26 protein-coding genes and 1 tRNA gene are annotated in these 20,432 nt (G+C 43.8%); all 27 read right to left on the reverse strand.

What is annotated here, in order from left to right:
• Positions 1–261: 261 nt before the first annotated feature.
• A complete protein-coding gene (aroH, locus tag ASG85_RS36295; protein WP_057301803.1) occupies positions 262–648 on the reverse strand; it encodes a chorismate mutase in 387 nt (128 codons plus the stop codon).
• 3 nt (positions 649–651) lie between these two features.
• Positions 652–1,746, reverse strand: a complete 1,095-nt coding sequence (gene aroB / locus ASG85_RS36300; RefSeq protein WP_060649470.1) for a 3-dehydroquinate synthase — start codon at positions 1,744–1,746, stop codon at positions 652–654.
• A 1-nt stretch (position 1,747) separates the two neighbouring features.
• Positions 1,748–2,911 carry a chorismate synthase gene (gene aroC / locus ASG85_RS36305; RefSeq protein ID WP_057301805.1) on the reverse strand — a complete coding sequence of 388 codons (1,164 nt, stop codon included), beginning with the start codon at positions 2,909–2,911 and terminating at the stop codon, positions 1,748–1,750.
• 226 nt (positions 2,912–3,137) lie between these two features.
• Entirely contained in the window at positions 3,138–3,302 is a 165-nt protein-coding gene (locus tag ASG85_RS38820) for a hypothetical protein (RefSeq protein ID WP_164484213.1), read from the reverse strand.
• 131 nt (positions 3,303–3,433) lie between these two features.
• Positions 3,434–4,216 (reverse strand): CheR family methyltransferase, encoded by a 783-nt coding sequence (locus ASG85_RS36310; protein ID WP_057301806.1) that lies wholly within the window; start codon positions 4,214–4,216, stop codon positions 3,434–3,436.
• A 218-nt stretch (positions 4,217–4,434) separates the two neighbouring features.
• Positions 4,435–4,878 (reverse strand): nucleoside-diphosphate kinase, encoded by a 444-nt coding sequence (ndk, locus tag ASG85_RS36315; RefSeq protein ID WP_060649471.1) that lies wholly within the window; start codon positions 4,876–4,878, stop codon positions 4,435–4,437.
• A gap of 125 nt (positions 4,879–5,003) precedes the next feature.
• Positions 5,004–5,981 carry a polyprenyl synthetase family protein gene (locus ASG85_RS36320; RefSeq protein ID WP_057301807.1) on the reverse strand — a complete coding sequence of 326 codons (978 nt, stop codon included), beginning with the start codon at positions 5,979–5,981 and terminating at the stop codon, positions 5,004–5,006.
• Positions 5,978–6,841, reverse strand: coding sequence for a menaquinone biosynthetic enzyme MqnA/MqnD family protein (locus tag ASG85_RS36325; protein WP_057301808.1), 864 nt, complete (start codon positions 6,839–6,841; stop codon positions 5,978–5,980). The genes ASG85_RS36320 and ASG85_RS36325 overlap by 4 nt, the downstream gene beginning before the upstream one ends.
• Positions 6,822–7,433, reverse strand: a complete 612-nt coding sequence (locus ASG85_RS36330; RefSeq protein ID WP_060649472.1) for a UbiX family flavin prenyltransferase — start codon at positions 7,431–7,433, stop codon at positions 6,822–6,824. The genes ASG85_RS36325 and ASG85_RS36330 overlap by 20 nt, the downstream gene beginning before the upstream one ends.
• Positions 7,430–8,305 carry a UbiA-like polyprenyltransferase gene (locus ASG85_RS36335; RefSeq protein ID WP_047674183.1) on the reverse strand — a complete coding sequence of 292 codons (876 nt, stop codon included), beginning with the start codon at positions 8,303–8,305 and terminating at the stop codon, positions 7,430–7,432. The genes ASG85_RS36330 and ASG85_RS36335 overlap by 4 nt, the downstream gene beginning before the upstream one ends.
• 7 nt (positions 8,306–8,312) lie before the next feature.
• Positions 8,313–9,062 carry a demethylmenaquinone methyltransferase gene (locus ASG85_RS36340; RefSeq protein ID WP_060649504.1) on the reverse strand — a complete coding sequence of 250 codons (750 nt, stop codon included), beginning with the start codon at positions 9,060–9,062 and terminating at the stop codon, positions 8,313–8,315.
• A gap of 19 nt (positions 9,063–9,081) precedes the next feature.
• Positions 9,082–9,948 carry a heptaprenyl diphosphate synthase component 1 gene (locus ASG85_RS36345; RefSeq protein ID WP_057301810.1) on the reverse strand — a complete coding sequence of 289 codons (867 nt, stop codon included), beginning with the start codon at positions 9,946–9,948 and terminating at the stop codon, positions 9,082–9,084.
• 95 nt (positions 9,949–10,043) lie between these two features.
• On the reverse strand, positions 10,044–10,577 hold the full coding sequence (locus tag ASG85_RS36350; protein ID WP_060649473.1) for a hypothetical protein: 534 nt from the start codon (positions 10,575–10,577) through the stop codon (positions 10,044–10,046).
• A 123-nt stretch (positions 10,578–10,700) separates the two neighbouring features.
• Positions 10,701–10,949 carry a trp RNA-binding attenuation protein MtrB gene (mtrB, locus tag ASG85_RS36355; protein WP_056838064.1) on the reverse strand — a complete coding sequence of 83 codons (249 nt, stop codon included), beginning with the start codon at positions 10,947–10,949 and terminating at the stop codon, positions 10,701–10,703.
• A 78-nt stretch (positions 10,950–11,027) separates the two neighbouring features.
• The gene (locus ASG85_RS36360) at positions 11,028–11,954 is read right to left on the reverse strand and encodes a phosphatase PAP2 family protein (RefSeq protein WP_057301813.1); all 927 of its coding nucleotides are present in this window, start codon (positions 11,952–11,954) and stop codon (positions 11,028–11,030) included.
• A 96-nt stretch (positions 11,955–12,050) separates the two neighbouring features.
• Positions 12,051–12,124: transfer RNA gene (locus ASG85_RS36365), tRNA-Pro, on the reverse strand.
• Between the two features lie 155 nt (positions 12,125–12,279).
• Positions 12,280–12,552 (reverse strand): HU family DNA-binding protein, encoded by a 273-nt coding sequence (locus ASG85_RS36370; protein WP_029193008.1) that lies wholly within the window; start codon positions 12,550–12,552, stop codon positions 12,280–12,282.
• 247 nt (positions 12,553–12,799) lie between these two features.
• Positions 12,800–14,278 (reverse strand): stage IV sporulation protein A, encoded by a 1,479-nt coding sequence (gene spoIVA, locus ASG85_RS36375; protein ID WP_056614411.1) that lies wholly within the window; start codon positions 14,276–14,278, stop codon positions 12,800–12,802.
• 305 nt (positions 14,279–14,583) lie between these two features.
• Entirely contained in the window at positions 14,584–15,333 is a 750-nt protein-coding gene (locus ASG85_RS36380; RefSeq protein ID WP_060649474.1) for a hypothetical protein, read from the reverse strand.
• A gap of 24 nt (positions 15,334–15,357) precedes the next feature.
• Entirely contained in the window at positions 15,358–15,705 is a 348-nt protein-coding gene (locus ASG85_RS36385; protein WP_057301815.1) for a 2Fe-2S iron-sulfur cluster-binding protein, read from the reverse strand.
• 31 nt (positions 15,706–15,736) lie between these two features.
• Positions 15,737–16,324: a hypothetical protein gene (locus ASG85_RS36390; RefSeq protein WP_057301816.1), complete on the reverse strand. Its 588-nt coding sequence runs from the start codon at positions 16,322–16,324 to the stop codon at positions 15,737–15,739.
• 27 nt (positions 16,325–16,351) lie between these two features.
• Positions 16,352–16,645: a 2Fe-2S iron-sulfur cluster-binding protein gene (locus ASG85_RS36395; RefSeq protein WP_060649475.1), complete on the reverse strand. Its 294-nt coding sequence runs from the start codon at positions 16,643–16,645 to the stop codon at positions 16,352–16,354.
• Between the two features lie 21 nt (positions 16,646–16,666).
• Positions 16,667–16,846, reverse strand: coding sequence for a DUF2768 family protein (locus tag ASG85_RS36400; protein WP_056838054.1), 180 nt, complete (start codon positions 16,844–16,846; stop codon positions 16,667–16,669).
• Positions 16,847–16,950: 104 nt separating this feature from the next.
• The gene (locus ASG85_RS36405) at positions 16,951–17,232 is read right to left on the reverse strand and encodes a stage VI sporulation protein F (protein ID WP_057301818.1); all 282 of its coding nucleotides are present in this window, start codon (positions 17,230–17,232) and stop codon (positions 16,951–16,953) included.
• Between the two features lie 77 nt (positions 17,233–17,309).
• The gene (locus tag ASG85_RS36410) at positions 17,310–18,353 is read right to left on the reverse strand and encodes an NAD(P)H-dependent glycerol-3-phosphate dehydrogenase (protein WP_060649505.1); all 1,044 of its coding nucleotides are present in this window, start codon (positions 18,351–18,353) and stop codon (positions 17,310–17,312) included.
• Positions 18,354–18,478: 125 nt separating this feature from the next.
• The gene (gene plsY, locus ASG85_RS36415; RefSeq protein WP_060649476.1) at positions 18,479–19,081 is read right to left on the reverse strand and encodes a glycerol-3-phosphate 1-O-acyltransferase PlsY; all 603 of its coding nucleotides are present in this window, start codon (positions 19,079–19,081) and stop codon (positions 18,479–18,481) included.
• 13 nt (positions 19,082–19,094) lie between these two features.
• Positions 19,095–20,420, reverse strand: coding sequence for a ribosome biogenesis GTPase Der (gene der, locus ASG85_RS36420; protein ID WP_057301821.1), 1,326 nt, complete (start codon positions 20,418–20,420; stop codon positions 19,095–19,097).
• Positions 20,421–20,432: the final 12 nt, after the last annotated feature.

A 20,432-nucleotide genomic window follows, 5' to 3' on the forward strand; every position in this document is an offset into this window, starting at 1 on the left:
CTCGTCGATCTCAGTGGTGCACAAAACTCTATTCGAATACAAAAAAACCTCTACCGAAGTAGAGGTTGACTTTAGTTAAAGTAGAAGTTCAATAGAATATGAAAAAAGAAGCCATGGCTATGTATGAACAAACAGACGCCCTCGAATAGAGTCGCTCTTATCTTCACACAAACCTATGTTACCTTTTCTCATCTCAACTGGGCTAAGCTCTACTCGACTAAATGCTTCTCTACTTACCTAAACTCATCTAATCACACTATACTACCGTGTTGCTTCATTTGTCAATTTAACAATATCAGGGCGCAGCGCTTTAGCTTCCTTCAAATAAATATGGTTGATCTCAGCTTGGCTTTTGGTTGTGTTGACCTGCACCATTAAACGGATACACTTAGGCAATGAGTTCTCAACTGGAACTTCCAGTGAACACATTAGCGGGACTAGTTCCCAACCGATCATCGTACGGATCGCCCGAGCCGGGAATGTAGCTGTAATATCCTCTGTTACTGTAATGAAAACGGAACAAATATCTTCAGGACGAAAATCATTGGCATCTACAATTGCTGCAAGCAGTTCACCGGTAGCGGTTAAAATCTCCTGAGCTTCATTGTGTTCAACCGTCGTCGCTCCACGAATTCCCCTTAAGAACATCGGCTAACTCTCCCCTTTTAAAAGCTCAACAATTTGTCGGACTTGCTCTACCGTAACATCCTTACGGATTTCTACTTTACCGATTTCCATCGGAATGATGTAGACCATTGTGCCTTCTTTGAATTTCTTATCGTGCATCATGGCGCTCATGATGCTATCCGTGTCCAAATGAGGCGGAATGCAGACAGGTAATCCATATTTCTCGAAGAGACCCTTCGTAACCGTATGGATATCCTCGGCATATCCGAACTGCTGAGCTAACTTAGCAGCACCCACCATGCCGATTGCAATTGCTTCACCATGCAGCAGTTCGCCATAACCAGCTACTGCTTCCAAGGCGTGACCAATCGTATGGCCGAGATTCAAGATAGCACGTAAATCATTCTCGCGCTCATCTTGGGATACAACGATAGATTTGACTTTACAACCTATGTAAAGCGCGTAACTCAGCGCTTCCGGATCTAAGGCAAGCAGCTTCTCCGCATTGTCGTCGCACCACTTTGTGAAAACAGCATCCCAGATCAAGCCATGCTTGATCACTTCCGAGAGGCCCGCCTTCACCTGGCGGGGCGGCAATGTTAGAAGCAAGTCAATGTCGAAGAGAACGAGCTCGGGCTGGTGGAACGCCCCGATGATGTTCTTCGCCATCGGATGGTTGACTGCGACCTTGCCGCCGACAGAACTGTCGTGGGCAAGGATCGTTGTCGGGATCTGCACGAAGCGGATCCCGCGCATGAAGCTCGCCGCAGCAAAGCCGGCGAGATCACCGACCACGCCTCCTCCAAGGGCGACGATCGCAGAACTGCGATCGAGGCCCGCCTGGAGGGCGGCGGTGACTATTCCCTCGAGCTGCGCGAGGGATTTGGACGTTTCGCCTGCGGGCACGACGCAGGCCGTGGCGGCGAAGCCGCCCTCACGGAGCAGCGTCATGACGCGCTCCAGGTGCAGCGCAGCCACCGCTTCATCGGTGACTACGAGTAAAGGCGATTTGCGGCTAAGCTTCGCCCGGTCAAATAGAGCCGTGATATCGTTAAGAATGCCTTGGCCGATATAAATAGGATAAGACCGTTCCCCAAGATCTACGGTGAGCTCTCTCATATTAGTAGCTCTCCACTTGGGCTAAGAAGTTGGTTAAGTTCGCACGAATTTCCTCGATCGAGTCGCCGCCGAATTTATCCAAGAAAGCATTCGCTACTTCCCAAGCAATCACATTCTCCATAATTACGCCTGCAGCCGGAACCGCGCAAGTATCCGAACGCTCTACTTGAGCTGAGATTACTTCCTTCGTATCAATATCAACGCTCTGCAGCGGCTTGTAGAGTGTCGAGATTGGTTTCATGACACCGCGCACGATAATTTGCTCACCAGTTGTCATTCCGCCTTCGAATCCGCCTGCGCGGTTCGTTCTGCGACTAAAGCCATCTTCTTGCGAGTATAGAATCTCGTCATGAACATTTGAACCTCTGCGCTCAGCAGCTTCAAAGCCGATTCCAAATTCAACACCTTTGAAGGCTTGAATGGAAAGAACCGCTTGCGCAATTTTACCATCCAACTTACGATCCCATTGCACATGGCTGCCAAGTCCTACAGGAACGCCTTCAATAATAACTTCAACGATTCCGCCAAGTGTATCGCCATCTTCCTTGGCTGCATCGATTGCCGCGATCATTTTGGCTTCAGCCTCTTTATCAACCACACGTACCGGAGATTCCTCCGTGATGCGAATAAGTTCATCGACTGGAAGCTCTTGACGCTGCACTTCAACATCACCGATACGAATGACTTGCCCTGCCACTTTAATGCCGAATTCAGCCAACAATTGGCGTGCTACAGCGCCTGTAGCTACACGCATTGTTGTTTCACGTGCGCTTGAGCGCTCCAAGATGTTGCGCATATCTCTTTGATTATATTTAAGGCCGCCATTTAAATCCGCATGTCCAGGACGCGGACGGTTTAAACGACGCTTGCCTTCATTATCCTCTTCAACCGGCTCAATCCCCATTACCGTTGTCCAATGCTTCCAGTCGTTATTAACAACAACAAGCGCTATTGGAGCTCCTGTGGTTTTGCCATGGCGTACACCGCCTGCAATGGTTGCAGTATCTTTCTCAATCTGCATCCGACGACCGCGGCCGTAGCCTTTTTGACGTCTATGTAATTGGAAGTTCAAATCTTCAAAGTTTAGTGTTACATTACTTGGAAACCCTTCAATAATCGCAGTGAGCTGCGGGCCGTGCGTTTCACCTGCTGTTAAATATCTCACAATCTGTTACCCCCTATGAGTTTTGCGAAGCTTCACTAGCTTCGTAAGCATACACTTTTGAGTTATTTCTCTCGTTAAACACTTTAGCGCTTTGACGCGCGATTATCTTTTGTCATTATAGTATAGGTACTCGGGTTTGGCAACAGCACAAACGCAAAAACACGCTTCGCACGTAAGGGAGAATCCCCTTAGCGAGAGCGTGTCTACATCTAGTCATGAGCAAAGATTACCCGTGCATAGGCTGCTTTTGGACGACTCTTGGGAGTTCGGAGAGCTGTGGATCATTCATAAGACCCACGATTTGAGACGTATCGACTCCCAATATCTGCGCACATTCCTGAATGGAGATCATTCCCCTGCGATAAGCGGTAATCACTTTGCGTTTGTCCATAATTGCCTCCTAAGAGTTATTGCCTTAGCAATAACTTGCATCGTAAGCGTTACTAAGATTCCGTAGCGTGAAATCTTGCATAATAAGCATAAGTTTCTGCTACATCTTAGTATTGGAATATATGGAAGATCTTATACACCCTTTTTGCGATAAAAGAAAGTATCCGCCGGTTCTAGATCATACTGCCCTGGGGAGAAAATTTGCTCTGTAGAACCAACGAACAACAACCCACCTGGTTTCAGCGCTTTAGAAAACTTCTGGTACAAGACATGTTTTGCTTCTTCCGTAAAATAAATGATCACATTGCGGCAAACGATCAGATCATATCCCGTATCAAATGTATCGACAAGCAGGTTTTGCTTTTGAAATTTAATGGATTTTTTCAGATCGTCCGTAATGTGATACATCATTTGTTCTTGTCGGAAATATTTCTTCGCGTACTTTTCAGGCACATCCCGTAATGAACGATCGAGGTAGATCGCTTTACGCGCTTTTTCCAGGGCGCCATCATCAATATCCGTCGCATGTAAATGAGCTTCATTCAGCGCTCCCTGTTCTGCCAAAATCATCGCTAGCGTATAAGGCTCTTCGCCTGTTGAACAAGCTGCACTCCATACTTTTAAGCGTCTGTTCTTCTTCAACATCTCGGGTACAAATTTCTGCTCAACGAGCTCCCAACGATTCGGATTCCTCCAAAACTCAGAGACATTAATTGTCATACGATCCAAAAATTCATAGAACAGCTCTTTATCCTTCATCATCGCATCAAAAAAAGCGACAAACGTATTATAACCACGCTTCATCCGTAGAGTTGTTAGACGTCTTTTCATTTGCGCTTCTTTATAAAGAGCAAGATCAATGGACGTGTGGTCTTTTACTTTTTTTATGAATAACAAAAAATCTTGGTCTTCCATGCTGTCCACCCACCTTGGTCAATTTCTGTTGATAAGAAAGTATACATTTATACTTTTGCTTCGCATCAACCTCGACAAACGAGCTTGTCCCTAGTGACGACGCAGTCGTTTATCCTGGAGTAACATACATTCTGTAAGCAAATAACAAAATCCTTTATAATACGACAAAAAAAGAACCCGCATCCGTTATAGATGTCAGGTTCTTTGATTTTTGTGAACTAGATCCATTGTTGAATGACTTTATTGTATTCAAAAAGCTCGTCCGATTTAAAGAAATTGCTAATTTCGCGCTCAGCGCTTTCAGGTAAATCCGAACCATGAATGAGATTTAAATGCGTATGTACCGCAAAGTCACCTCGTATTGTTCCCGGAGCGGCTTCAAGAGAATTCGTTTTCCCAATCATTGTTCGGGATAGGGCAATGACTTGTTCCCCTTGCCACACCATCGCGAATACGGGTCCGGACGTAATAAACGTCACAAGTCTTTCGAAAAAATCTTTGCCTTTATGCTCCGCATAGTGAAGTTCGGCTTGCTCCCTCGAGATAACAGTTAGCTTGCTGCCGATTAATTGAAAGCCCTTCTGTTCAAAGCGTTTTACAATTTCACCTACAAGGCCGCGTTGTACGCCATCCGGTTTAACCATCAAGAATGTTTTTTCCATGTAAGGACTTCCTCCTTATAGTTTTCGCAAGAAAACTTGTGCATAAACTTATTCAACTTCAATCTATGTATTCTCCACTAGTTTACACTTTTTGGCAGCTTTTCTCAAATCGAAGAAACAATACATTAATAAGAACGATTTCCAATAAAATGTGCAATTTCAATGAGATCTTTCTTGGCTTGTACATTTGGCAGCTTGTCCAGAGAGGCTATAGCCTTATCGAGATACTTCTGAGAAAGTATTTCTGCTTTATCTATGCCTTCACTGCCACGGATCATATCCAAGAATCGACTGACATCGGTTTGTCCATCCAGCTTATGTATACGGTCTAATTCAGACAAAATGAGCGGCTTCAAGGATGGATCCTGCATTGCAAGCAGGACAGGCAGTGTTATGTTTCCTTGTTTGACGTCGCTGCCTGGCGGTTTACCGATTTGCTTCTCCGTACCGATTAAATCCAGAATATCATCTCGTATTTGAAACACCATACCTACGTTATAGCCAAAAGCATACAGCTTGCTGCTTATCCAGTCAGGTGCATCCGCCGCCATAGCCCCTAATTGGCATGAAATAGCAATTAACAGTGCCGTTTTACGTCTAATCCGTAATAAGTAATCTCGAATTGTTTGCTCTGATTGGAAAAAGAAACGAATTTGTTCCATTTCCCCAATTGACATCTCTACGATGGCTTTAGACATAATTTGATGGACTGCCGGCTTATGAATTTGAGTAATGACACCTAAAGCTTTGGCAAAAATATAATCCCCCGTGAACATAGCAATCCGATTATCCCATTTGGATCGGACCGTCAATTGTCCTCGTCTTGTGTTTGCATCGTCAATCACATCATCATGAACAAGCGATGCCATATGAATGAGCTCGAGCGGTACCGCGACATGCTTCATCGTTTGGAGCTGGTAGCTCCCAAACTCGCCTGAAAGCAGAACAAAGACGGGGCGAATCCGCTTCCCTCCCGCTTTCAGTAAGTGCATAGAAGTTTCTCGAAGCATCGCATGATCTGTATACACGCTTTCTTCGAGCTCTTTTTCGATTGCCGCTATATCCTTTTTCTTTCTTGTATAGATTTCCATTAGATTTTTCATTCTGTCACCCGTGCGTTCTTTTTCTCTGTCCATAACCCAATGCTTACCGGCTTCGGCAGGAAACCAAGCTCATAACAGTACTTGTAATACGTAGCTAGTCCTTCCCATTGTTCCGATGCAAAATCATAACATAGCGTATGAAAATAATGATGCCAATATTGAGATGTCCCACCTACTGTACTTTGTGCTTCGAGTATCATCTCTTCCGGATTTTGGTGTGCCTGGGCTTTACTCGCCATGAAGGCTTCAAAAGCTGCAGCAACTAGTTCCGGATACTTCTCAGTTGTCTCTTTACGAATCGCCCATACAGCAAATGACATCCATTGTCCTGTCCATTTGGCCCATTCTTGCCCAAGATCCGTAATCATATACGTTTTATTGCGCCAACTCTCTTTAATCGCATCGTCTCCGATCAATAAAGCCCCGTCTGCTTTTTCCATCATCTCTTCTAAATTGGGTTTCGCGTATTCATAAGTCGGATTCCCATTATAGAATTTTTGGAGAATGATTTTAAGTAAATTCACCGACGTAGCTGAGGTTGTTGGCAACACAATATGACCATTCGCAATTTCGCGTAACGGCTTTTCATGGAACAATAGAATGGAATTCACTTCTCCATAGGCGCTAACTGAAAGATCCGGGTAAAGCACGTAATTTTCAAAGGATTCTCCATAAGCAAAGGAAGAAATGGGCCCCATATCGATATTCCCAGCAGCCATTTCTTGATTAAGTGAAGTTGGTACTTGTTCAATAATGTCGACCTCTGAGCTATTCATAAGTTCAGGAAAGTAATAGTAGATCGGCCAAACGTTTGTATAATTAATCCGGCCAATTCGTATTTTAGGGTCTAGGTTGCTCATTGTTATCTCCCCATCTTCGGTACAAGGAATGTTCAATGTCCATGCTATCCAGTACTTTACCCACCAAAAAATCGACCATCTCATCGATTGAGCGCGGACGATTATAAAAGGCCGGCATAGCCGGAAGCATGCGTACGCCCATTCTCGACAAGGTTAACATGTTCTCCAAATGTATGGCGTGTAATGGCGTTTCCCTTGGAACCAGGATTAATTTTCTTCCTTCTTTGAGCATCACATCCGCTGTTCGCTCCAATAAATTATCAGATGAACCATGAGCGATCCCTGATAAAGTTCCCATTGAGCAAGGAATAACAACCATGCCCTTGGTCCGAAAAGATCCACTAGCCACGGTTGCCCCAATATCAGCAATTGGATGATAGTCAAAGGAACCTGCGCGTCCGCCGAAATGTTCCTGCAGCATTTCCTGGCGTTTGCTTGCATTCCAATCCAATTCATCATGCAGTACTCTCCAACCCGCATCCGTAACGATGAGATGCACGTTTAAACCTTGATCCAGCAGCACTTGGCTAAGCCTCACGCCATAGATAGCACCACTAGCACCAGTGATTCCTACTACCCAGTTGCCGCTCATGAATGCTGACTCACTAACACATCAAGTAACGTGAAGGCAAACATCACTAAGCTCAGTACACCGTTCATTGTGAAAAACGCTGTGTTTAGTTTGGACAAGTCCTGCGGTGAAACAAGCCGATGTTCTTTATACAAAATAAAATAAGCGATAACGAGGCCAATTAAATAGAACCAACTCAAATGTGTAATGAAAAACAAAGTGACTAAACCAACAGCTGTGAGTACATGCAGGACACGAGCCGTATTCAAGGCTGCCTTGATCCCAAATCGGCTTGGCAAGGAATGCAGACCTTCATTCCGATCAAACTCGGCATCTTGGCAAGCATAAATCAGATCGAAACCAGCGCTCCAACATACTACCGTCAAGTAAAAAATAATAGAAGACCATGTAAATTGACCGGTTACGGCAACCCAGCCCCCAAGCGGAGCTAACCCTAATGTCAAACCTAAGACAAAGTGGCAAGTCCATGTAAATCTTTTGGTGTACGAGTAAAAGACAAGAAAAAACACTGCAATAGGCAGCAGTTTCATGGATAAAGAGCTTAAATTAGAGGTTGCCCAGAAAAGCATTGCAAACGAAATAATAATATAAATAATAACCTGCTGAATGGAGATAAGCCCCGCGGGAATGGCTCGATTCTCCGTCCTTGGATTTCTTTTGTCAATGGCTTTATCAATCACACGATTCAAGGCCATCGCTGCCGTTCTCGCTCCAACCATAGCTAGTGTTATCCAACCGATCTGGGCCCAACTAGGCAGATGTCCATTTAATACGACTGACCCTAGAATTGCTCCCATGAAAGCAAATGGCAATGCAAACACACTGTGCTCAAATTTAATCATTTCCAAAAAGATTTTTAATTTAGTAAACATATGCTGACTACACTCCTGATTTCGTTTTCCCCTTGGTACCTATATGCAAGGCAGCAACCCCGCCTGTTAATGGGTAAGCCTGTACATGTTCCAATCCTTGGTTCGTAAAAATAGCGGCTAACTGTTTATGGTCCGGAAAATGGATTAATGACTCCGGCAGCCACTTGTACTGCTCGTACTTCTTTACAATTAGCTTGCCCAAAAAAGGCAGAACACGTTGAAAATAAAAATAATAAATGGACTTAAATGGCTGCCAAGTTGGCTTAGAGAGCTCTAAAGACACAACTAGCCCTCCTGGCTTAACGACACGCTGCATTTCACGGATGACCTGCTCCAAATCGGGAACATTACGAAGAGCAAATCCGATGGTTGCGTAATCAAACGAATTGTCGTCAAACGGAAGACTCATCGCATTACCTTGAATTAGCTCAATCTGCTGATCCAAGTGAAGCTGCTTGATTTTCTCAGCACCGTAATCCAGCATGTTTTGGCTAAAATCCAGACCAACCATCTTACCGCTTCCACTCGCCTGAGCAAGACTGATCGTCCAGTCGCATGTACCACAGCACAGGTCAATAGCAGTCTCTCCAGGCTTCACGTTCATCTTCTTCATTGTGAATTTACGCCATGCTTTATGCCTACGAAAGCTTAGGATACTGTTCATAAGATCATATTTGGGTGCAATACTTTCAAAGACAGAGTGCACGAACTCTTCTTTGGTTTTGGTTGTATTCGTTTTGCTGTTTGTTTTTGTCATATTCATCTTGGCTGTCACCTCAAATTTCTTCTAGCACTTTGGGCTGCTTCGCTGAGAATCGAAGAAACGGCTCCCCAATGTGAAACAGTTCACTTATTAGTTTATCTGATTCAAGTTGCTGTACTTTAGACTGTAATTGCTTGGTATGGGATTCCAGCATCTGATAAAGCTGCGAAGTAATATTATATTTATGAATGAGTGTACGAAGTCTGGCTTGATCGGATTCTTCCGCATGCAGCTGCTTCCGTTCTTCTTTCGTACCATGCTGCAGAATGTGCCAGAATCCCCAGCTGTCTTTGAAATTCGCCGCAGATTCAACGCGGAAAATTTCTTCAAATATAACCTCACACTTTGCATAGCTTCTCAGGATATCAGGCCATGCTTGATCATACACCTCAGTCATAAATTCAGAGAAAGACAAAAACAGCTGAGATTTAATTTCCACGGTTAGGTGGATGTAATCTTCTGCCGTCAATTTCAATTGCTTCATTTTCATGTAGATATTCATCTTAAGACGGTTGACTTCACAGATTGCATTCGATAACTGTTTAATCATATCGATCTGGCCTGCCTGAGCAAGGAGATTGTAAAAGCGGGAACTGAAATAATCTCCTGCAAGAACTTTTAGCTGCCTTGATCTTGCTGCTTTTTTCTCTTTGATATCGTTGGAAGCCGTAACCAAATCGTGGGTATCGAGCGCTAGTTGAACAAGCGACGTAGCTAGCGTATACAACTCGCTTGAAGAACTAAACTTACTGTTTCCGTTCAAGAATGCAAACAACAGACGTGTGCGAAGCTCCGGAAAATCGGGCAAGTCTGTGTGATTTTGAATCATATCATACTCTGTGTATTGCTTAGCGATCTCTGGGATCCGATAAGAATTCATGCAAAAGCCTCCGTAACCGTGTGCCAAATCATTTATGTTCAAACATGCTCAATTCAAGTCATTATATCATAACACGTACATAGAAGCACATTTAATTATAAGGGATATCTTTGCTGCCATTTAGAGGTGTATGTGATACGAAAACGGTTTTGTAATTGCTGCTCAAGTTGAATAAGGCTGAGTTCATTCGCATTCTTCTCCATATCCTTCCCATATTCGCGCTCTGCAACCATTGCTAGCACAAGCTGTGTTGAGGTTGAATCTGTAACACCTGAATAATCGATGACACGAACCCATATTTGATTGACATTTTTCGTTTTGGTGATCATGGTTTGTGCGATTGTGTATAAATCTCGATAGACAGCTGCTGAATCCGCGTTTTTCGGTAAGCTCAAATCAAGAGACATGCGGGAGCTGCTCAGCTCGACTTTGCGAATTCGCAATTGAAGTGGGACTTGCACGAGTAAATCTACCATATTATTATTTGTGAGTTCCCCTGCACGATTGCTTGACCAATTATAAGGCGAGCCTAACCCTGTAGAACGATCCATCTTTGGAAGTACAGATAGACAGACGACCATAATAATGGATAGACCTAACGTCATCATAATACGCATCGACCATTTCATGAACAAGCACCTCCTACACTTTGCAAGCACAAAACGAAACAACTAAGGATTCTAAAGTTCCAAGCCCTATACACCATTGTACAAAGAAAAAAAGCAGGCTATGCCTGCTTTAACAATTATAAATTATTCTTCTGTGTCAATCGTACCGTACTTGGTCATAATAATTGCCTTGCCTCTAACCTTTACTGCGGATGTATGCTCCGTGAACTGAGCTATCATGACTTCGCCCTTGTCCAGCTTTTCTGTATGATGAAACCGAGTATCTTGACCACGAGTTAAACCAATGACATGTACACCATTATCCTTAGCTTTAATAACGAAATATTCATTGCCATTCGTATTCGGATTATTCGATTTATTCGATTGTTCCATTTCCATCCTCCGTTCTTGCCCTTAACTACAATCCTATACATCATGATGCCAAAAAAAGCATCGGGAAGTCAACCAACCTTAAACAGTAAGTTCATTTGAAGCTGATTTCGTTCCTTTTTGGTAAAATTTCTTAAATGCGGTTGATAACACATTTTTGGATCCTAAGCGAATGAGAAAATCAGAAAGCTTGACCGTGCCGTAAGCAAATAGCATACCAGCGAATACATCAATCAGCCAATGAATTTGTAGGTACAAGGTTGAGAAAATGATTGCCGCGCAGTATGTGACCATCATCGTTTTGAATATACGGTCCTTTTCTCGTAGGGCGAGAAGAAGCATAGCAAAAGAAATAGATGTGTGCATACTAGGGAAACAGTTCATCGTAGCCACTAGTAATGAGTTTTCATCTGCAAAAACTCGGTGTAATAAATCAGGCTGCTTATTAACATACCAGACTTCATGCAATAAAATTAAATTGTAAAAGGGCAAAATAAGCGGGAATTGCAGCATGTGGCCGGATAATGCGTAAGAAAGCATTTTTTTAATACTGCGTGTCCAGAAGCTCCGCACAATGCAGATCCACAAAGATAAGACAAAGCCGTAATTATAAATCCAAACCATCGCTTTATCTAGAAAAGGGGATGCAATCCATCTCGCCCATCCTCCCGTATTCAACGGAATTGCGTTCATATACGCATCCCAATGCCACGGATGGCGGTTATTCTCAAACATCCAATTGGCGATTCTCCACCAGAAACCATTCCCTGTTCCGTAGAAGTAATAAAATACGCCAAGTAATGGAATACCAAAAAGGAAGAATCGTGTCCAATCCACGTCAACTTGGTCTTTACGGACACCTAGTAAACAAATTAACAGCAGGATCCAACATTCCTTACTCCAATTCCCGACCGTACCGATGCGCCAAACCAAGTAAATAGAAGCGATAATGCCAAACATCGTCCAATCTTGCGATTTCACGAGCGTGTTCAATTTCAACTTATTCAAGACCGTTCCCCCTAAATCTTCTAAGAAGTTCTATCTGTTATGGAACAAGCCTCTTCATGAGAAAAAGACATCGGACATTCGATGTCTTTTTCATAATCGGAGTAACACGATTCGAACGTGCGACCTCACCCACCCCAAGGGTGCGCGCTACCAGGCTGCGCCATACCCCGTTTGTAGCTTAGGCTTACTTATTCACTTTTGTAATTATAGTAGGAGATTTTGGAATTGTAAAGGCATTTTCTATTAGCAATAAAGAAAGCCGCGACAGCTATTAGCGGTCACGGCTTTGTTGTTATATAACGTTCAATAGTTATGTAAAACGCGATTATTGAATGCCATCTTTAAGTGCTTTACCAGGTTTGAAAGCTGGAATTTTGCTTGCTGGAATTTCGATTTCATCACCAGTCTGTGGATTACGTCCTTTACGAGCAGAACGTTCACGAACTTCAAAGTTACCGAATCCAACTAGTTGTACTTTATCTCCGCCTTGCAGCGCTTCGGAAATTGCATCAAAAACAGCATCAACTGCTTTAGTTGCATCTTTCTTGGAAAGCTCAGAGGTTTCAGCAACCTTGTTAATCAATTCAGATTTATTCATGCCATTCACCTCCCCCCAAGATTTCTCACTTCCGTTACTTCCTGTTTTCACCGTTTTTTCAGAAAATATACATTATCCAATGAAAAATCGTTGATTTTCTTAGTAAAAATGAACTTCGAAAGCAGACGAATAAATTTATAGTAATACACTCCGACAGCAATTTCAAGTATCGCTTTCCAATTTATGTGCATATTTCGGCTATTAAACGACAAAAAACACTCTTTTGAGTGTTTTTTTGTCTACATATTTACAAAATTATAGCAATCAAACCGCCAGATCCTTCGTTAATTATTCGGCCAAGCGTCTCTTGCAGTTTATAACGTGCATTGTCCGGCATCTGGGCAAGTTTCCCCTGAATCCCCTCACGAACAATCGAATGAAGCGATCTTCCGAATATATCGGACTCCCATATTTTAAGCGGATTATCTTCGAAATCCTGCATGAGATAGCGGACAAGCTCTTCACTTTGCTTCTCCGTACCGATAATTGGTGAAAACTCCGACTCTACATCCACACGAATCATATGAATAGACGGCGCTGTTGCCCGTAAACGGACTCCGAACCTAGATCCTTGACGGATTAGCTCCGGCTCATCCAAAGCCATCTCAGCGAGCGTCGGAGGCGCTATGCCATAGCCTGTTGTTTTCACCATTTCGAGCGCTTCGGCGAATTGATCATATTCTCGTTTCGCATGCGTGAAATCCTGCATCAACTGAAGCAGATGATCTTTGCCGCGAATTTCAACCCCGACAACTTCGACCAGTATGCGGTCGTATAACTCATCAGGCGCAAACAGGTCAATCTCCGCTACACCTTGCCCCATATTAAGTCCAGCCAAAGCGGCTTTATCAATGAACTCATATTCGGCGAATTGGCTGACAACACGATCAACGTCGCGCAAGCGTCTAATATCTTGAACCGTATCTCGTACGGAAGCTTCGAATTGAGTCCGCAGCCAATGATTCTCGTCCAGAACCATCACCCAGCTTGGTAAGTTCACGTTCACTTCATGAACAGGGAACTCGTAGAGCACTTCGCGCAGCACAGAGACCATTTCCTCTTCGCCTGCACTTGCTACACTCATTGTCACAACAGGGACGTCGTAGCGGCTTTGCAACTCGCTGCGCAGTTCAAGCGCAGGCTCACTATTCGGTTTCTGTGAATTAATGATGACAATGAACGGTTTGCCTACTTCTTTCAGCTCATTAATGACTCTTTCCTCTGCCAACACGTACGAAGACCTCGGAATATCAGAAATCGTACCATCGGTAGTTACAACAACTCCGAGTGTCGAATGCTCCTGAATGACCTTGCGTGTTCCAATTTCAGCTGCTTCCTGGAATGGAATCGGTTCATCGAACCAAGGTGTATTAATCATCCGCGGTCCATTCTCGTCTTCATAGCCTTTGGCGCCATCGACTGCGTAACCTACACAATCAACAAGGCGAACATTCACATTCAGCCCTTCGGCCACCGAAATTTGGACCGCCGTATTCGGTACGAATTTCGGCTCCGTTGTCATAATCGTGCGGCCAGCAGCGCTCTGCGGGAGTTCATCGGTAGCCCGGATCCTATCCGCTTCACTTTGAATGTTAGGAAGCACTACAGATTCCACAAAACGCTTAATAAAGGTTGATTTTCCTGTCCGGACCGCTCCGACAACCCCCAGGTAAATGTCCCCTCCCGTTCGTTCTGCAATGTCCTTAAAGATATCCACTTTCTCCAAGAGAATCCCTCCTACAGTTTGGTCGTCAACTGACTCTTGTGACGGTAACAATTGACTACTCGTACATTCATTTGGACTAGTAAGAAATATATGTACTTTCGATAGAAATATGATAGATGCGTATAATCTTTTTTTTGCCGCTCATATTTTATGAAGCACATACGGCTTTCCTTATAGAACCATATTTAGCGGACCTTTGAACCAAGATCAAAGTCTCACCACATTGAAAAAATATATGATTGACTTGTATTGGTTATTCTGAAAATCTAAAAAAACCTCTTACAGATTTCTGTAAGAGGTCGCGTCTATTCTTTAGTCTGAGGCAATGGCTGATTCTTTTGCCATAAATACGGGTTGCTGCGAATAGGCACGAAATATGATTTACTCACGAGAATCTCTCGCAAATCCCGATCTGACTTCAAGGAGCTTTCTAACGAATTGCTTTGGATAAGCTGCATAATATCCATCGCATAATCAATCGTTATATCTCCTGTTTGCTTGTTCACCAAATAGGTTATGAAATTTTCACGATTATAAACGGACTTGATCTCGGGAGATTTCATGCCAAGCTTATCAAAATCAACATAATCAAATTCTTCATTAATAGCAATGCCCTGAGGCAGGTTACCATCATGCTTCACCTTATAATCATTAATCTTCTTTTGGACATCCTCCACACTTTGATAAGCAGATAAATCCATCAGCTTAACCAATGGCTTTGTTTCCACATCAACCAGCACGTAAATAAAAATGCCGCCGCTTTCGAACGCGTTTGCTGGAACCGTACTTAACAGATTCGTTTTTTTCAATTTGCCAAAATCGATCACATATTTCTCATAGAGGGGTGTTGTCATATCACTATTCTTGATCGGAAGAACGCCGTTCTTTTCGTGGTAAAGATCAATGGCCTGCTGAACAACGGTTATGAACTCAGCTGGATTAATTTGATTCTCTTTACGCATTTCCTTAGGGTAAGCACAACCACTGAGAAGAAGGACTAAACAAAGAGTGATACCTACCCATCTACCATGTAAAAGGCTTCGAGCTATTTTCACGACATAATCATCCTATCTTTTTTTCTAAAATAAGTCGTCTTCCTCCGCCTGCCTCGCAAGTTGGGCACGTATGGCAGCCTTAAGAGGGTCTTCTGGCACCGTTACCTGCACCGAGCCAATCACACGGGCTTGACAAGCAAGTCGATAGCCCTCCTCAGCTTGAGTGCCTAGTTTTAACCGTTCATTCACATTCATAGGTGCGAGGCCCCTTAAATCACTAACCTTGACCTTACACATCAGGCAAGCCGCCTTGCCATCACAACGGGTACGTATGTGAACTTTAGCTTTGCGCCCTGCATCCAGCAAGGTCGTTCCCGCTCGAACACTTATTTTTTTGTCATCGGGCCAAAAATGCACTTCTGATCCATTCATCGCGTCCACCTTCTGTTAGGCTATCCTCCTGCTATTTGCTTGAATCTATCAACCGTTCCAGCTTCCGCTCAAACTCACTTCCCCAGCGATTTCTTTGTATTAAATCACTTAACGCCTGCATATGCAGCTCTGGAAAAGCTTTCATGGTTTTCGCAATAGCTTCATAGCGATCAGGCCGATTACGAAGTAAATTAAAGAGGAGTTCATGGGCTAACGGCATCATTTTAACTTCCTGTTCGTTGATTCTGACCGAATGGCTATGGTTTTCCCAAAGATATGTAGCTTCCACCTGGTAAGAAGAATGCAGGGCATTGACCTTAAAATCACCAACGACTTCCACAGCATTTCCATCGATCAGATAATGACTTAGGATTGAAGCATAAATAGGAGTTTTACTATAAATCGGTGTATCCACCGAATAATCTAATAAGGAAGAATGTATAGCAGTTACATCGTTGTCATCTACATAGATGTCCAGATCTCTTGGACTTCTCCCAATATCTACTTTTTGTAAAAGCAGTCCGCAGCTTCCACCGATGAGCCATCGTACGTCTGGAACTTGCAATAATTGTGTATGGATGGTTGTAATCGTTGGTAGTAACGGCTCCAGCAGGACCAAAATGCCCACACCTTTCAGGCAGAAATTTTAGAAATAAGGCTTATGTGTTACGGAAATATGACCGGATTGCTTCACTATACACTGGCAAGCTAACCGATAGCCCTGCTCGATCTCCTCAGGCTCCAAACGGCTCTCTTCTTCATCCGAAGGTAATGATAACAGTTCCCGGCCTGAAGCTACATAACAACGGCATCTGGCGCAAGTACCCCGTGTACATGAAAATCCCCAGTCCAAATCTTCTTTGAGCACGTGGTCCAGAATCGTTAATCCGGTAACCGGCTCTATCGTTTTCTGCGTTTTGCGTGTTTTCAATTCTAACATCGATATCTCGCCTCCAGGTTGCTAAAACAAAGATAGCAGCATGTAAAGTAAAATTGGAATAAATAGAAAAAAAGCAATCACGGATAATACAACACGAAGAGCTCCTGTGGTTCGAGTTCTTGCGTAAGAGATTAATAATGACGCGACTACCATGAGTCCGATCGCCACGAATGATGCCCACATTTTGTCTAAACTTGACATAATCTTAACTCCTTATGTATAAATCATTCAAATTGATCACCAGTAAGTATAGCATAGGATGAGAAAAAAAGCATAAAGGGGAACTTTTCTCCCCTTCATGCTTTTTATTTTTTACCCATCATCATGTTCATTAATTGCTGCATATTATTGGAATCCAGTTTACTGCTTTTGACTGCCTGAATGATATCATTGATGGTTTCTTCAGATACCTTCACGTTCACTAAACCAGAAACTTGTTTGATGAGTTGGCGAAGTTGAGTTTCGCTTTGCAGGGTAGAAGGTTTCACACCGTTGGCGATCTTCTCGATATCTTTCGCTGTAACGGATTTACCCGTCTTCTTTTTCACCACATTTAATACGTCTTTCGAGATATCCTTATTCGACAAATGTGCCGCCTCCCTATACCTTTGGATGACTGGATCTTCTAAGGTATAGTATGAATGCGGAGAGAATGTGGTGTAGGCTACTTCAACACATTTGTTACTGAGCCGGTGGCAACTTCTTCAATCTCATGGGTTCTGACGCGCCCCATCAGATCTTGTGCAGCTAGCTGAGGCGACTTCCCATCGAAAAGAACGTTGTATAACTCATCTGTAATCGGCATAGTTACGTCAAATCTACGGGACAACTCATAGGCAGCTTTCGTTGTCTTCACGCCTTCTACGACCATTCCCATCTCTTTGAGAACCTCGCTCAGGGGGATACCATTTGCTAATTTGTTGCCGGCACGCCAATTCCTGCTATGTTGGCTCGTACAAGTCACGATCAAATCGCCAATCCCTGCTAAGCCGGAAAATGTAAGTGGATTGGCTCCCATAGCCGTACCTAGACGTGCAATCTCAGCCAAGCCCCTCGTCATTAAAGCAGCCTTTGCATTATCACCAAAGCCTAGGCCATCAGTCAGACCTGCGCCTAGAGCAATAATGTTCTTAAGCGCCCCTCCAACCTCCACTCCGGCAACATCCGGATTCGTGTAGACGCGGAAGTAGGAATTAATCAGCAAATCCTGTGCCGCTTCTGCCGCTTTAAGGTCCTGGGCAGCAACCACGACAGTCGTCGGACATTTACGAATAACTTCCTCGGCATGACTTGGACCGGAAAGTACGACAAGCCGCTTGGCATCTATCTCTGGAAGCTCATCGGCAAGAACCTCGGTCATACGCTTTAACGTTCCCGTTTCAAAGCCTTTGGTTGCATGAACCACTAAAGTATCCTTCTTCAAAAAAGGGCGCATCCGTGATGCTACTTCGCGCATGCCTGATGAAGGTACGACCATAATGATCGCATCAGCATCCTCTACAGCTTCCTGCAGCGAGTTGGTCGCTACGATTAGTGGCGATAGCTCCACATCTTGAAGAAAGCGGCTGTTGCGATGTTTCTCATTTATTTCTTTAACCTGATCCTCATTACGAGACCATAAAAGCACTTGTTTCCCATTATCCGCCAGTACCGAGGCAAGTGCCGTCCCCCAACTTCCAGCTACTAGGACCGATACTTTGTTTGACAAGGTTACTCCTCCTAAAAGTTTTGCTTTAGCAAAACTGGCATCGTAAGCATTAACTGAGTTTTCGTATAAAACTTGCTTCGTAAGCATTGCTGAGTTTTCGTAGAAAACTGGCATCTTTCGCATAGCTAAGCCCTTTTCTGACCCAGCTTGTTCTCTTTACCTTGAATGAGCTTCACAATATTCGTACGATGGCGCATAAAGGCAAACGCACATAGCAAGATACTAATCCACAAAATTGGTAAAGGTCGGTCCATTCCCCAAATAAGAAAAGGTAAAAGTGCAGTTAGAATAAGGGAACCGAGCGATACGAATCTAGTGACCGCAATAATGACGACAGCAGTTAAACCAGCAATTAATGTCGGAATGAAGCAAAGGGTCGCCATAACACCGATAGTCGTTGCGATACCTTTTCCACCTCGGAAGCCGAAGTATACGGGCCAATTATGTCCGACGATGGCTGCTAGCCCACATAATACACGAATCCAGATGTCATCGGGTCCGGGAGCTGCCCATGTTCCAATCCACACGGCAGCAACTCCCTTTAAAGCATCAAGCAAGAGAACTAAGATGGCAGGTCCCTTACCCAGAACACGAAGCGTATTTGTCGCCCCCGCATTGCCACTCCCATGTTTGCGGATATCAATGCCTTTGAACCATTTTCCGAATAAATAACTAAAGCTTATGGAGCCTAACAAATAACCCACTACAATTGTTATTATCGAAAGCAATGCACAACATCTCCTATTCTTTGTCCGATGATTTCCTACGGCTTAAGATACGAATCGGGGTTCCTTCAAATCCGAAGGCAGCACGAATCTTGTTATCCAAGTACCGTTCATATGAAAAGTGCATGAGCTCAGGCTCATTCACGAAGAGCACAAAGACAGGAGGCTTAACAGCAACTTGTGTCACATAGTTAATACGCAGTCTTTTACCTTTATCCGTAGGAGGCGGATTGTAGGCTACTGCATCCGAAACAACATCATTGAGAAGATGTGTTTGTACACGAAGAGAATGATTCTCAGCAACTTGAATAATGACAGGCAACAGCTTGTGCAAGCGTTGAGTCGTTTTGGCCGAGACAAATACAATTGGCGCGTAACTTAAAAACAAGAAGTGATCGCGAATGGTTTGTGTAAAATGCTGCATCGTTTTATCGTCTTTATCGACGATATCCCATTTATTTACGACAATCACGATCGCTTTTCCTGCTTCATGCGCATAACCGGCAATATGCTTGTCCTGATCGATAATGCCCTCTTGACCGTCGATAACGACGAGCACAACATCAGCACGTTCAATCGCTTTCATGGCACGCATGACGCTATATTTCTCCGTGTTCTCGTAGACTTTACCTCTTTTACGCATTCCCGCCGTATCAATAATGACAAACTTTTGTCCATCCCGTTCAAATGGCGTATCGATCGCATCACGCGTCGTTCCTGCCACTTCACTAACGATTACCCGTTCTTCGCCAAGAATGGCATTCGTCATCGAAGATTTCCCAACATTCGGGCGACCGATCAGGGCAAATTTAATAACCTCTTCGCCGTATTCATCGTCTTTTTTATCGGGAAACAAGTTGCAAACAACTTCAAGTAAATCACCGATTCCGATACCGTGAGAACCTGAAATCCCTACTGGATCACCGAAGCCTAATGAGTAAAATTCATAAATATCATCTTGACGCGCAAGGTTATCTACTTTGTTAACAGCAAGTACGATCGGTTTTTTAGAGCGGAATAACAATTGGGCAACTTCTTCATCTGAAGGTGTTACGCCCGCTTTGGCATCGACCATAAAAACAATGACATCCGCCTCTTCAATAGCAAGCTCAGCTTGAATACGAACTGATTTGAGGATCGCATCCTCCCCATCAATTTCAATACCGCCTGTGTCAATGACACTGAATGATGTATTGAGCCATTCTCCTACGCCATATAATCGATCACGTGTAACCCCCGGTTTATCTTCCACAATCGCAAGACGATCGCCTACGATCCGATTGAAAATGGTGGACTTACCGACATTCGGTCGGCCTACAATTGCAAGTACAGGTCTAGCCACTATTCATTCACT

Source organism: Paenibacillus sp. Soil724D2 (assembly GCF_001427935.1).
Classification (GTDB): domain Bacteria; phylum Bacillota; class Bacilli; order Paenibacillales; family NBRC-103111; genus Paenibacillus_E.

Excerpts from the sequence above, each read along its gene's own strand:
- aroH (WP_057301803.1), bottom strand. The coding sequence starts at position 648 with ATGTTCTTAAGGGGAATTCGTGGAGCGACGACGGTTGAACACAATGAA.
- aroB (WP_060649470.1), bottom strand. The coding sequence starts at position 1,746 with ATGAGAGAGCTCACCGTAGATCTTGGGGAACGGTCTTATCCTATTTAT.
- ASG85_RS38820 (WP_164484213.1), bottom strand. The coding sequence starts at position 3,302 with ATGGACAAACGCAAAGTGATTACCGCTTATCGCAGGGGAATGATCTCC.
- ASG85_RS36310 (WP_057301806.1), bottom strand. The coding sequence starts at position 4,216 with ATGGAAGACCAAGATTTTTTGTTATTCATAAAAAAAGTAAAAGACCAC.
- ndk (WP_060649471.1), bottom strand. The coding sequence starts at position 4,878 with ATGGAAAAAACATTCTTGATGGTTAAACCGGATGGCGTACAACGCGGC.
- ASG85_RS36320 (WP_057301807.1), bottom strand. The coding sequence starts at position 5,981 with ATGAAAAATCTAATGGAAATCTATACAAGAAAGAAAAAGGATATAGCG.
- ASG85_RS36325 (WP_057301808.1), bottom strand. The coding sequence starts at position 6,841 with ATGAGCAACCTAGACCCTAAAATACGAATTGGCCGGATTAATTATACA.
- ASG85_RS36330 (WP_060649472.1), bottom strand. The coding sequence starts at position 7,433 with ATGAGCGGCAACTGGGTAGTAGGAATCACTGGTGCTAGTGGTGCTATC.
- ASG85_RS36335 (WP_047674183.1), bottom strand. The coding sequence starts at position 8,305 with ATGTTTACTAAATTAAAAATCTTTTTGGAAATGATTAAATTTGAGCAC.
- ASG85_RS36340 (WP_060649504.1), bottom strand. The coding sequence starts at position 9,062 with ATGACAAAAACAAACAGCAAAACGAATACAACCAAAACCAAAGAAGAG.
- ASG85_RS36345 (WP_057301810.1), bottom strand. The coding sequence starts at position 9,948 with ATGAATTCTTATCGGATCCCAGAGATCGCTAAGCAATACACAGAGTAT.
- ASG85_RS36350 (WP_060649473.1), bottom strand. The coding sequence starts at position 10,577 with ATGAAATGGTCGATGCGTATTATGATGACGTTAGGTCTATCCATTATT.
- mtrB (WP_056838064.1), bottom strand. The coding sequence starts at position 10,949 with ATGGAACAATCGAATAAATCGAATAATCCGAATACGAATGGCAATGAA.
- ASG85_RS36370 (WP_029193008.1), bottom strand. The coding sequence starts at position 12,552 with ATGAATAAATCTGAATTGATTAACAAGGTTGCTGAAACCTCTGAGCTT.
- ASG85_RS36385 (WP_057301815.1), bottom strand. The coding sequence starts at position 15,705 with ATGAATGGATCAGAAGTGCATTTTTGGCCCGATGACAAAAAAATAAGT.
- ASG85_RS36395 (WP_060649475.1), bottom strand. The coding sequence starts at position 16,645 with ATGTTAGAATTGAAAACACGCAAAACGCAGAAAACGATAGAGCCGGTT.
- ASG85_RS36400 (WP_056838054.1), bottom strand. The coding sequence starts at position 16,846 with ATGTCAAGTTTAGACAAAATGTGGGCATCATTCGTGGCGATCGGACTC.